Raw genomic sequence first — 11,534 nt, forward strand, 5'->3', positions numbered from 1 at the left:
GGCTCCCTCCGGTAACCGGCCGGTCACGGACCGGACTCAGAAAGTCCGCGCACGCCCCTCGTGGCAGTGATGTGTCTTCCCCCACACTGGATGGCGGTGCCTGAGTCATCGGAGCGCGGTCCGCCCACTGCACGGTGGGCCCCCCATCCCCCGCGATCCGGCAGCGATCACCTGGAGGTCGCCCCCGTGCAGACCCGGACCGTGACCACAACCGAGCGTGTCTCGGCCGTCCCCGCGCAGCACCGGGCCATGCATCATCCGGAGGCCACGGTGGACCCGCCGGCACCCGAACCGCCCGAGCTGTCGGAAACACCCGAAGCAGCCGACGTCATGGAGGAGCAGGCGGAGCTGCCCGAACCGCCGGAGCCGCGCGGGCGCCCCGACACCGGCGGTCCGTCCTCCGACCTCTTCCGCCAGTATCTGCGGGAGATCGGACGCGTCCCGCTGCTCACCGCCGCCGACGAGGTGGAACTCGCCCGCCGCGTCGAAGCCGGTCTGTTCGCCGAGGAGCGGCTGGCGAGCACCCCGGACCCGGACTCCCGACTCGCCGTCGATCTGGACCGGTTGGTGGTCATGGGCCGGACGGCGAAGCGCCGTCTGATCGAGGCGAACCTGCGGCTCGTCGTCTCCGTCGCCAAACGCTACGTCGGCCGCGGGCTGACCATGCTCGATCTGGTCCAGGAGGGGAACCTCGGACTGATCAGGGCGGTCGAGAAGTTCGACTACGCCCGGGGCTACAAGTTCTCGACGTACGCGACCTGGTGGATCCGGCAGGCCATGTCCCGCGCCCTCGCCGACCAGGCGCGGACCATAAGGGTTCCGGTCCATGTCGTCGAGCTGATCAACCGCGTCGTACGGGTCCAGCGCCGGATGCTCCAGGAGCGTGGTTACGAGCCGACACCCGAAGAGGTCGCCGCCCAGCTCGACCTGACGCCGGAACGGGTCGGCGAAGTGCTGCGGCTCGCCCAGGAACCCGTCTCGCTGCACGCACCGGTCGGCGAGGAGGACGACGTCGCGCTCGGCGACCTGATCGAGGACGGCGACGCGGCGTCCCCCGTGGAGTCCGCCGCGTTCCTGCTGCTGCGCGAGCACCTCGAAGCGGTGCTCTCCACCCTGAACGAGCGGGAGCGCAAGGTCGTCCAGCTGCGCTACGGGCTGGACGACGGCCGGCCCCGCACGCTTGAGGAGATAGGCCGGATCTTCGGTGTGACGCGCGAGCGCATCCGCCAGATCGAATCCAAGACCCTCAACAAACTGCGGGACCACGCCTTCGCCGACCAGCTCCGCGGCTACCTCGACTAGTGCCCCTCCCACTGGCTGTCGCGGGGGAGGCGGTAGGGCCTCTCGTTCGGATCACGCCGCTCGGCGCCCGGCACGCACCGGGCGCCGAGCGGCCGCCCTTCGGGCGACGACGGCAGTGTGACGACAGGACTTCCACGAGGGATCAGTCGACCTCGGCGACCGCCTGCGCGAACTGCGCCGCGTACAGCCGGGCGTAGGCCCCCTGCGCCTCCAACAGCTCCTCGTGCGTGCCCTGTTCGACGATCGACCCGTTCTCCATGACCAGGATGACGTCCGCGTCCCGGATGGTGGAGAGCCGGTGCGCGATCACAAAGCTCGTACGGCCGTGCGCCAGCCGGGCCATCGCCTTCTGGATCAGCACCTCGGTACGCGTGTCGACGGAGCTCGTCGCCTCGTCGAGCACCAGGATCACCGGGTCGGACAGGAACGCCCGCGCGATGGTGATCAGCTGCTTCTCACCCGCGCTGACCCCGGAGCCCTCGTCGTCGATCACCGTGTCGTAACCGCCCGGCAGGGTACGGATGAAGCGGTCGGCGTGGGCCGCCCTCGCCGCCTCCTCGATCTCCTCCCGGGTGACCTCGCGCGAAGCGCCGTACGCGATGTTGTCCGCGATCGAACCGCCGAACAGCCAGGTGTCCTGCAGGACCATGCCGATCCCCGACCGCAGCTCGTCGCGCGACATCTTCGCCACGTCGACCCCGTCGAGAGCGATCCGGCCGCCCGTCACCTCGTAGAAGCGCATGAGCAGGTTGACCAGCGTCGTCTTGCCGGCGCCGGTCGGGCCGACGATCGCCACCGTGTGGCCCGGCTCGACATTCAGCGACAGGTCCTCGATGAGCGGCTTGTCGGGGTCGTAGCGGAACGACACCTTCTCCAGCGAGACGCTGCCGAGCAGTTCCGCCGGACGCTCACCCGCCCTGGGGTCGGCGTCCTGCTCCTCGGCGTCCAGCAGCTCGAAGATCCGCTCGGCGGACGCGACGCCCGACTGCACCAGGTTCGCCATCGACGCGACCTGCGTCAGCGGCATCGAGAACTGCCGCGAGTACTGGATGAACGCCTGGACGTCACCGATCGACAGCGAACCCGACGCCACCCGCAGACCACCGACGACGGCGATCAGCACATAGTTCAGGTTCGACACGAACATCATCAGCGGCTGCATGATCCCGCTGTTGAACTGCGCCTTGAAGCTCGCCTCGTACAGCGCGTCGTTCTGCTCGGCGAAGTCCCTCGCGGACTCCTCCTGCCGTCCGAAGACCTTCACCAGGGTGTGCCCGGTGTACATCTCCTCGATATGGGCGTTGAGCTTGCCCGTCACCTTCCACTGCTGCACGAACTGCGGCTGCGACCGCTTGCCGACCTTCGTCGCCACGACCACCGACAGCGGGACCGTCACCAGCGCGACCAGCGCCAGCAGCGGCGAGATCCAGAACATCACGACCAGCACGCCGATGATGGTCAGCAGGGAGTTGATGAGCTGGCCCATCGTCTGCTGCAGCGTCTGCGAGATGTTGTCGATGTCGTTGGTCGCCCGGCTGAGCACCTCGCCGCGCTTGGCCCGGTCGAAGTAGGACAGCGGCAGCCGGGACAGCTTCGTCTGGATGTCCTCGCGGATCTGGAACACGACCCGGTTGATCACCCGGATCGACAGGCGCGTCGACACCAGCATCAGCAGACCGGCACCGACGTAGATCGCCAGCGCTATCAGCAGTACGTTCCCCACCGCGCTGAAGTCGATGCCCTGCCCGGGGGTGAAGTCGACCCCGGAGAGCATGTCGGCGAGGCCGCTGTTGCTCTTGCGCAGGCCCTCGACGGCCTGCTCCTTGGTTGTTCCCTCGGGCATCCGCCGGCCGATGACGCCGGCGAACACCAGGTCGGTCGCCCTGCCGAGGATCTTCGGCCCGACCACCGAGAGCCCGACGCTCAGCACACCGGCCGCCAGCATCACGTACAGCGTGGCCTTCTCCGTCGCGAAGCGCTTCAGCAGCCGCTTCGAGGACCCCTTGAAGTCCATGGACCGGTCGGTCGGCGCCCCGCCCGCCATCATGCGTCCGCCAGGACCGGCCATTACGCGGCCTCCGCTTCTGTCAGCTGGGAGAGCACGATCTCCCGGTAGGTCTCATTGCCGTCCATCAGCTCGTGATGGGTACCGGACCCGACGACCCGGCCCTCGTCGAGCACCAGGATCCGGTCCGCGTCACGGATGGTGGACACCCGCTGCGCCACTATCACCACGGTCGCCTCGGCCGTCTCCCGCGACAGCGCCCCGCGCAGCGCGGCATCCGTCGCGTAGTCGAGCGCGGAGAACGAGTCGTCGAAGAGATAGATCTCCGGCCGCTGCACCAGCGTCCTCGCGATCGCGAGTCGCTGCCGCTGCCCGCCGGAGACATTGGTTCCGCCCTGCGCGATCGGCGCGTGCAGCCCATGCTCCAGTTCCTCGACGAACTCCTTGGCCTGCGCGACCTCCAGCGCGTGCCACAGCTCCTCGTCGGTCGCGTCCGGGTTTCCGTACCGCAGATTCGTCGCGACCGTCCCGGAGAACAGATACGGCTTCTGCGGAACCAGACTCACCGTCTTCGCCAGCAGCGTCGGCTCCAGCGTCCGTACGTCCGTGCCGTCGACCAGCACCTGGCCGTCCGTCACATCGAGCAGCCGCGGTACGAGACCGAGCAGCGTCGACTTCCCGCTGCCCGTCGACCCGATGATCGCGGTCGTCTCGCCGGGCCGTGCCACCAGATCCACCGACCGCAGCACCGGCTCCTCAGCGCCCGGGTAGCGGAAGTCCACACCCCGCACCTCCAGATGGCCGTGGGCGCGCAGCTCCCGTACCGGCTTGACCGGCGGCACGACGCTCGAATCGGTCTCCAGGACCTCCTGGATGCGTTCCGCACACACCTCGGCGCGCGGCACCATCATGAACATGAAGGTGGCCATCATCACCGACATGACGATCTGCATCAGGTAGGCGAGGAACGCGGTCAGCGCGCCGATCTGCATCCCGCCGCTGTCGATCCGGTGCGCACCGAACCAGACCACGGCGATCGACGACACGTTCACGACCGTCATCACGGTCGGGAACATCAGCGCCATCAGACGCCCGGTGGAGAGCGCCACATCGGTCAGTTCGGTGTTGGCGCCGCGGAACCGCTTCTCCTCGTAAGCGTCCCGCACGAAGGCGCGGATGACCCGGTTGCCGGTGATCTGCTCGCGCAGCACTCGGTTCACCGTGTCGAGCCGCTCCTGCATCGTGCGGAACAGCGGCCGCATCCGCCGCACGATCAGACCCACCGCGATGCCGAGCACCGGCACCACCGCGAGCAGCACCGCCGACAGCGGAACGTCCTGGCCGAGCGCCAGGATGATGCCGCCTACGCACATGATCGGCGCCGAGACCATCATGGTGAACGTCATCAGGACCAGCATCTGGACCTGCTGGACGTCATTGGTCGTACGGGTGATCAGCGAGGGCGCCCCGAAGCGTCCGACCTCACGTGCCGAGAACGACTGAACCCGGTCGAAGACCGACGCCCGGACGTCCCGGCCGAGTGCGGCCGCGGTGCGCGCACCGTAGAAGACCGCCCCCATGTTGCAGACGACCTGGACGATGGAGACGGCGAGCATGATGCCGCCGTACTCCAGGATGTAGCCCGTGTCCCCCTCGATGACACCGTTGTCGATGATGTCGGCGTTCAGGGAGGGGAGATAGAGGGTGGCGCAGGTCTGCAGCAGCTGGAGCGCCACCAGTAGCACGATCGGTTTCTTGTACGGGCCGAGGTAGCCCCGCAGGAGTTTTATGAGCACGCGTGTCTCTCGGAGTCGGCAGGAGGTCGGGAGTCGACTCATTTTCCGGCAAGGGCCGGTGCGACCGCGAACGTTTTTCCTCAAGCCCAGGTCAAAACGAGACCCGGTCCACCCGCCGGAGACCGAACCTCCGACCGGGGACCGGCCTTGTCACCGAGAGCGCCCGGCTCAGAACGCGGAGTCGAACGCCCCGGGGTGAAGCTGGTCCCGCGTGGCCATGTACTGCTGCCGCACCGCCTGGCCGACCGGCAGTTCCTCGCCCGGCTCCAGCACCTGGGACGCCGCACCCTGCCAGGCCGGGGGAGTCCGCGGATCGAGCGTCCCCCGGGAGACCCCGAGCGCCCAGGCCGCCTGCCGGGCGGCGCCCAGCGCCGCGTACTCGGCCGGCTGCGGCACGACGACCTGCGTACCGAACACCGCGGGGGCAAGACCCCGCACGGCCGGCAGTTCGGCCGCCGCCCCCAGCAGGAACACCCGACGCACCTCGACCCCACGGCCGCGCAGCACATCGAGCGCGTCGGCCAGCGAGCACAGCATCCCTTCGAACGCCGCCCGCGCCAGATGCTCCGGCTTCATCGACTCGCGCCGCAGCCCGCACAGCGTGCCCGCCGTGTGGGGCAGGTGCGGGGTGCGCTCGCCCTCCAGATAGGGCAGGAGTACGAGTCCGGAGGCGCCCGGCGTCGACTTCAGCGCCAGCGAGGACAGCTCCTCCAGGCTCTCCAGCCCCAGCATCTCGGCGGAACCCCGCAGAGCACGCACCGCATTGAGTGTGTGCACGACCGGCAGATGCATCCCGGTGGCATCCGCGAACGACGTGATGATCCCGGTCGGATCGGACAGCGCCTCGTGGTGCACCGCCATGACCGAGCCGGAGGCTCCGAGCGACACGACCGCATCGCCGACCCCGACCCCGAGCCCGAACGCCGCCGCCATCGTCTCGCCGGTCCCGGCCGAGATCAGCAGCCCCTCGGGCGTCGTCCCGGCCGCATCGGAGGGACCGAGCACCTCCGGCAGCGCCGCCTGCTGTCCGAGCGCGAGCTCCACCAGATCGGGCCGGTACGAACCGGTCCCGGCCGACCAGTACCCCGTCCCGGACGCGGCACCGCGGTCGGTGGTCCGCCGGCTCGGCCGGCCCAGCAGCTGCCACACCAGCCAGTCGTGCGGCTGCAGCACCGCGGCGACCCGCTGCGCCGAATCCGGCTCGCTCCGCGCCAGCCACCGCAGCTTCGACACCGGCTGCGCGGCCTGCGGGACAGCCCCGACCGCCTCGGCCCAGGCCTGCCGCCCGCCGAGCCCGTCGACCAGATCGGCCGCGGCGACCTGCGCCCGCCTGTCATTGCCGAGCAGCGCCGGACGGACGAGATTGCCCTGCTGGTCCAGCGGCACCAGACCGTGCTGCTGCGCGGAGACCCCGATGGCCTGCACACCTTCGAGCAGCCCGCCGGCGGCCGCCTCACCGAGTGAGAGCAGCCACGCCTGCGGGTCCACCTCGGTGGCCTTCGCCTCGACGGGATGTGCGGCGTACCCCTGCCGGAGTACGGCACCCGTGTCCGCATCGCAGACGACGATGTGTGTGAAGGCCGAAGAACTGTCCAAGCCGGCGACTATGCCCATGGGGAGATTCTGCCGCACCGCCGGACCATTCCCGTACGGGAGGAGGTCCGGCCGGCCCGGTTACGTGTTGCTGGTGCCCCAGTCGTCCTCGATGCCCTGCCCCTGGCCCCGCTCCCGGAGCGACCGCATCCGCTCGACCACCGAGGCGGGCACCTTTTCCCCTACTTTGTCGCTCACCGCGTGGTACGCCTTGCCGGCGAACTCGCGGCCGGTCTGTGCCGCGGACTCGGCGCTGTTGCGCACGGCCGGATTCTGGGCGAACTGGCGTGCGGACTTCTTCATCTGCTCGTAGCGCTCGCGTCCGGCCCGTGTGCCGAGTACGTAACCGAGGGCCAGTCCGGCGATGAACGTGAGCCGGTACCGCATGGTTGCCACCCTTTCTCCTGCTCCGTGCCTGCTCCGTGCGACGTGTGCTGCCCGCCTACCCGGCGGCGCCCGAGATCACCCCGGGCGATACCGATTGGCGGAGCACCCCCCTGCTTGCGCTAATGTATGTGTCGCAGCGAACGCGCGCCGCCCGGCAGCAGCCAGGGAGGTAGGGTTCGGTGCAAACGCAGCAATCCCCTGTAGCTCAATTGGCAGAGCAGCCGGCTGTTAACCGGCAGGTTACTGGTTCGAGTCCAGTCGGGGGAGCGCGATCCCCTGTAGCTCAATTGGCAGAGCATTCGGCTGTTAACCGGAGGGTTACTGGTTCGAGTCCAGTCGGGGGAGCGGAACGGAAGAGGGCCCTTCGGGGTCCTTTTTCGCGTGCCGGGCCGGAGCCGGCGCCGGCTCGGTCCGGACTCTTTCGCGTCTGATTTCCGCTGTTCGGAACCGGGCGGCGGCCGACTCTGTCTTCATGGTCATGCGAAGCCGACCATCCGGAGCGAGAGATCGTATGACCGGCTATGCTGCGGCAGACGGCGCGCACACTTGTACGCGCCACGCCGAAAAGGGGCGGTAGCTCAGCCGGTTAGAGCAGCGGACTCATAATCCGTCGGCCGTGGGTTCGAGTCCCACCCGCCCCACGCCCAATGTTCCTGGCGGAAACGTTTGACCTGGAACAACGCACAGGCCCCCGCGTCGACGGGGGCCTTTTCGTGTCCCTCGTGATCGCTCGCTCGCCCCATGCTCGGCCGAAATGCCGACGGAGTCAGGGAGGCGCGCCGGTGGCTTCCCTCGAACAGCGGGTCGCACTGCTCCCGCTGCGAGCACCTGCCCGGCCGGACGGTCCCGCCGCTGGAGGCCGCAGTGCAGGTGGAACGGCGAGCCTGCCACCAGTGACTGGGCCTTGACGCTCCTGCGGAAGCACCGGCGCCTGGAGTCCCGGATCCGCCGGCTCCACGAGGGGATCCGGGAGCGGGCCATCGCGGACCCCTGGTGGCAGGGGGAGCCTGCTCGGCCGGAGGCCGAGGCCGCCCGAGACGTTGCCCAGGACCTAGTGCCCCTCCCGGCAAGCTTTGCCCCGTCGCGCCGCCCAGCACGCCCGCTCGCCGCGTTGGCCAAAAGCCCTGGTAGCTCCATCCCCAAGCTCTCAACTCCGTTCGAGCAGGGGAGACCCCGTCCAAGGACTTCCGGCCGCCTTGCGACCGCACGCACTGGACGACGCTCCTCACGGGGCAAACATTGCCGGTCACGACACTGGCAGAGGGCGGCCGGGAAGAGCGTCGCGGACTGGGCGGACACACGGAAGGTATTCGTCGAGCCTGACGGCACGTTGCTGCGCCCCGAGAGGGTGTCCGAGAAGTTCCGGCGGACCGGGAGGCCGACCTGCCGCCGAACAGCCTCCGGGACCTCCGGCACTGTGCGGCGACCCTCACGCATCGGGGCGACGGCGACCTGTGCGCTATATAAGGAGGCGCTGCGCCACTCCGCGATCCAGCTCGCCCCGGATATCCGCACGTCGTCGCTGAAGGAGGTCGACCTCGCGATTGCGGAGCGGGCCGCGGTGGTGGTGCCGCGGGCCCGAAGGGGCCACGGGCGGCCGGTGACGGAGCAACGCCGTGCGTGTCCGTCCGGGGTGTATCGCCGCAGGTCGCGGGGCGTCCTTGCTCGGCTGAACGCCCCATGGCGGGGTGCCGGTGGACGGTATGAGCTGTCACGAAGTCGCGTCGTGCGGTGACGCGTTGCTCGCCCGAACCGGACCGGTGGGTGTCGATGCGGCGCTACGGTCCGGGGTGTCGGGGTGTGCGCCGGTCGGGATGCGGTCGGATCTGCCCGTGCCCTTTGAACCGTCAGAAACCGGGTGGGTGGGCCCGGTTGGCGTGCCGCGCGGTGCGCACAAACGGATGGCGAGTTTGTGTATATGCCACATGAATGAATATGTCATTGGCATATTCACGCTTCCGTTGAGTGCGCGGATGCTCAGTGCAGGTGCGCCTTGCCGCGGCGAGGCACCGTCAGGTCGATTGAGCGAGGGCCCCGTACGGCCCGCCGGCGGGCCCTGCGGGAGGGGTTTGCCGGAGAGTCACACCCGGCAAATCCCTGGAAATTCGGGGCATCTCGCACGTTCCGTTCGAATCAGCTCTTGCCCGACTTGTTGGTAGTTGGGGGGAGTCGTAATGTCGAAGGTGCCGCAGTTCGAGCAAGGGGCGGCACATCGACTCGTAAGGAGCCGAAGATGAATGCACGTAGCATCTTCCGCCACGGCGGTGGCGGATACGGCGGTGGCGGATACGGCCGTGGCGGATTCGGCCGTGGCGGATTCGGCCGTGGCGGATTCGGCCGTGGCGGATTCGGCCGTGGCGGATTCGGCCGTGGCGGATTCGGCCGCGGATACGGTCGCGGCGGCGGGTGGTGCGGCTACTGACCGCACATCCCCCCATCCCAACTGCTTCGAGGCTGGCTCGCGCTCACGCGCGGGTCCGCCTCGAAGTGTTGGGGCCTGCGTCTATGGCGACGGACCATAGCCCGAGCACCCCTGTGACGTGACGCCCATGAGCCTCCACAGCTCACCCCGGCATGCGGCCCGCCCCGACGGGCCGACCCAGGAGTCGGTGACGGATGTGCCGATCCGCACCGATCCCATCAGCATCGCCGTCTCGTTCCGGCGCTTCTGGCCACTGACGCGAGGCGACCGGCGCTGGATCGTCCTGATCTGTCTGTTCGCCGTCATGGCCGCGATCGCCGAGACCGTGACGATCCTGCTTTTTGCCGAACTCACCGACAAGGCCCTGCAGGCAGGTTCCGTCAGCGCCTTCTGGAAGCCTGCCGGTCAATGGTTCGCCGTGGCCGCCCTCGGTGCGGTGGTGGGGTATCTGGGCAGTTCGCTCGCGGCCTGGACCGCTGAACGCTTTGTGCTGCGGCTACGGGCCCGGGTCTTCTCGCATCTTCAGACGCTGCCGCCGCACTTCTTCCAGCGCAACCGCCGCGGTGACCTGGTGGAGCGACTGACCGGCGACGTGGAAGCCATCGAGCAGCTCGTGGTCTCCGGCATCGTCGGGGTGGCCTCGGCCGTCTTCAGCACCGTCTTCTTCTCCGCCGCCGCCCTGTGGCTGCGGTGGGATCTGGCCCTCGCCACCTTCGTCCTGGTCCCGCTCTTCTTCGTCGCGACCCGCATGTTCACGGGGCGTCTGCGTGAGGTGTCCCGTCGCGGACGCGCGGCGGACGGTGCCATCACAGCAGTGGTCGAGGAGACGCTGGTCAACGTCGTTCTGACCCAGGCGTACAACAGGCAGCGGGACGAGGAGGAAAGGCTCCAGGACAAGGCGCGCAAGCGGCTGAAGGCGGCGGTGTCCGGCGTCCGCCTCACCGCGCTCTACACCGAGACCGTGGAGATCCTCGAAACGCTCTGCATCCTGACGATCATCGGTCTGGGGGCATGGGAGATCGCCGAGGGACGGATGACCCTCGGACAGCTCCTGGCCTTCGCCGCCTTCATCGGCTACCTCTACCCGCCGGTGCGCTCGCTGGGCCAGCTCGGCCTGACAGCCACCGCTGCGACTGCCGCAGCCGAGCGGCTGCTGGAGATCCTCGACGCCCGGCCCGCCGTCACCGACCCGGCCGATTCGGTGCCCGTGCCCGTCCGCAGCCGCGCATTCGGCAAGGTGGAAGCACGACAGGTCTCCTTCCGCTACCCCGGCAACAGCGAGCCGGTTCTCCGCGACCTCTCCTTCACCGCGAGCCCCGGGGAGCTGCTGGTCATCACCGGTCCCAGCGGCGCGGGCAAGTCGACCTTGGCGGCCCTGCTGCTGAGGTTCTACGACCCCGACTCCGGCAGCATCCGACTGGACGGCGTGTCCGTGGACCGAATACCGCTCACCCATCTCCGCCGGAACATCACGCTTCTTCCCCAGGACACACTCGTCCTGCACGACACCATCGAGGAGAACATCGGCTGCGGGCGTCCCGGCACCACCCACAGTGAGGTCGTGGATGCCGCGCGGGCAGCCGACGCCGACGGCTTCATCCGGGCCCTTCCGGACGGCTACGGCACCGTCATTTCCCCCGGAACCGCCCGGCTCTCCGGCGGCCAGTTGCAGCGCGTCGCCATTGCCCGCGCCATGGTGCGCGACGCGCCCGTTCTGCTGCTCGACGAGCCCACCACGGGGCTGGACACCGTGGCCGCTCAGCGCATCCTCGGACCGCTGCGGCGCCTCGCCGAAGGGCGCACCACCATCGTGATCACGCACGATCTGGCCCTGGCCTCGGACGCCGACCGCATTCTGGTGCTGGACGAGGGCCGGCTGGTGGAGTCGGGCACGCATGCGCAACTCCTCGGTCGGAGCGGTCTGTACGCCACGCTGTTCTCCGCCCAGCCCCCGCCGCGGAACGGCGTCGCCCGCCCTCCTGCAGGCCCATCAGAAGTTCCCTGGCAGTGAGGGGGTGAACGGGTGAGC

At 69.1% G+C, this 11,534-nt stretch carries 7 protein-coding genes and 3 tRNA genes; 6 read left to right on the plus strand and 4 right to left on the minus strand.

The features are described 5' to 3' along the window. Window positions 1-186: 186 nt before the first annotated feature. Window positions 187-1,302, plus strand: coding sequence for an RNA polymerase sigma factor (locus ACGFSA_RS03995; RefSeq protein WP_393299279.1), 1,116 nt, complete (start codon window positions 187-189; stop codon window positions 1,300-1,302). Window positions 1,303-1,444: 142 nt separating this feature from the next. On the opposite strand, the gene ACGFSA_RS04000 is transcribed toward ACGFSA_RS03995, so the two are convergent. From ACGFSA_RS04000 to ACGFSA_RS04015, 4 genes are all read right to left on the minus strand, one after another. Next, on the minus strand, window positions 1,445-3,370 hold the full coding sequence (locus tag ACGFSA_RS04000) for an ABC transporter ATP-binding protein (RefSeq protein ID WP_393299282.1): 1,926 nt from the start codon (window positions 3,368-3,370) through the stop codon (window positions 1,445-1,447). Further along, complete coding sequence (locus ACGFSA_RS04005) at window positions 3,370-5,103, minus strand: ABC transporter ATP-binding protein (protein ID WP_393299285.1); 1,734 nt, start codon at window positions 5,101-5,103, stop codon at window positions 3,370-3,372. The genes ACGFSA_RS04000 and ACGFSA_RS04005 overlap by 1 nt, the downstream gene beginning before the upstream one ends. A gap of 168 nt (window positions 5,104-5,271) precedes the next feature. Beyond that, window positions 5,272-6,717, minus strand: a complete 1,446-nt coding sequence (locus ACGFSA_RS04010) for an FGGY family carbohydrate kinase (protein WP_393299288.1) — start codon at window positions 6,715-6,717, stop codon at window positions 5,272-5,274. A 60-nt stretch (window positions 6,718-6,777) separates the two neighbouring features. Next, entirely contained in the window at window positions 6,778-7,083 is a 306-nt protein-coding gene (locus tag ACGFSA_RS04015; protein ID WP_393299477.1) for a YtxH domain-containing protein, read from the minus strand. A gap of 194 nt (window positions 7,084-7,277) precedes the next feature. Here ACGFSA_RS04015 and ACGFSA_RS04020 point away from each other — a divergent pair. The 5 genes from ACGFSA_RS04020 to ACGFSA_RS04040 all read left to right on the plus strand — a co-directional run bounded on the left by ACGFSA_RS04020 (window position 7,278) and on the right by ACGFSA_RS04040 (window position 11,516). Beyond that, window positions 7,278-7,350, plus strand: a tRNA-Asn gene (locus tag ACGFSA_RS04020). 5 nt (window positions 7,351-7,355) lie between these two features. Next, window positions 7,356-7,428 (plus strand) — tRNA-Asn (locus tag ACGFSA_RS04025). A gap of 222 nt (window positions 7,429-7,650) precedes the next feature. Next, window positions 7,651-7,724, plus strand: a tRNA-Ile gene (locus tag ACGFSA_RS04030). A 1,592-nt stretch (window positions 7,725-9,316) separates the two neighbouring features. Then, complete coding sequence (locus tag ACGFSA_RS04035) at window positions 9,317-9,505, plus strand: hypothetical protein (RefSeq protein WP_393299291.1); 189 nt, start codon at window positions 9,317-9,319, stop codon at window positions 9,503-9,505. A 127-nt stretch (window positions 9,506-9,632) separates the two neighbouring features. Beyond that, on the plus strand, window positions 9,633-11,516 hold the full coding sequence (locus tag ACGFSA_RS04040; protein WP_393299294.1) for an ABC transporter ATP-binding protein: 1,884 nt from the start codon (window positions 9,633-9,635) through the stop codon (window positions 11,514-11,516). The last annotated feature ends 18 nt before the right edge of the window (window positions 11,517-11,534 follow it).

This window comes from Streptomyces sp. NPDC048496, from assembly GCF_043200055.1.
GTDB lineage: Bacteria > Actinomycetota > Actinomycetes > Streptomycetales > Streptomycetaceae > Streptomyces.

What these genes read in the sequence shown, in the direction of transcription:
- ACGFSA_RS04000 (WP_393299282.1), bottom strand. Translation starts at nt 3,370, where the DNA reads ATGGCCGGTCCTGGCGGACGCATGATGGCGGGCGGGGCGCCGACCGAC.
- ACGFSA_RS04010 (WP_393299288.1), bottom strand. Translation starts at nt 6,717, where the DNA reads ATGGGCATAGTCGCCGGCTTGGACAGTTCTTCGGCCTTCACACACATC.
- ACGFSA_RS04015 (WP_393299477.1), bottom strand. Translation starts at nt 7,083, where the DNA reads ATGCGGTACCGGCTCACGTTCATCGCCGGACTGGCCCTCGGTTACGTA.
- ACGFSA_RS04035 (WP_393299291.1), top strand. Translation starts at nt 9,317, where the DNA reads ATGAATGCACGTAGCATCTTCCGCCACGGCGGTGGCGGATACGGCGGT.
- ACGFSA_RS04040 (WP_393299294.1), top strand. Translation starts at nt 9,633, where the DNA reads ATGAGCCTCCACAGCTCACCCCGGCATGCGGCCCGCCCCGACGGGCCG.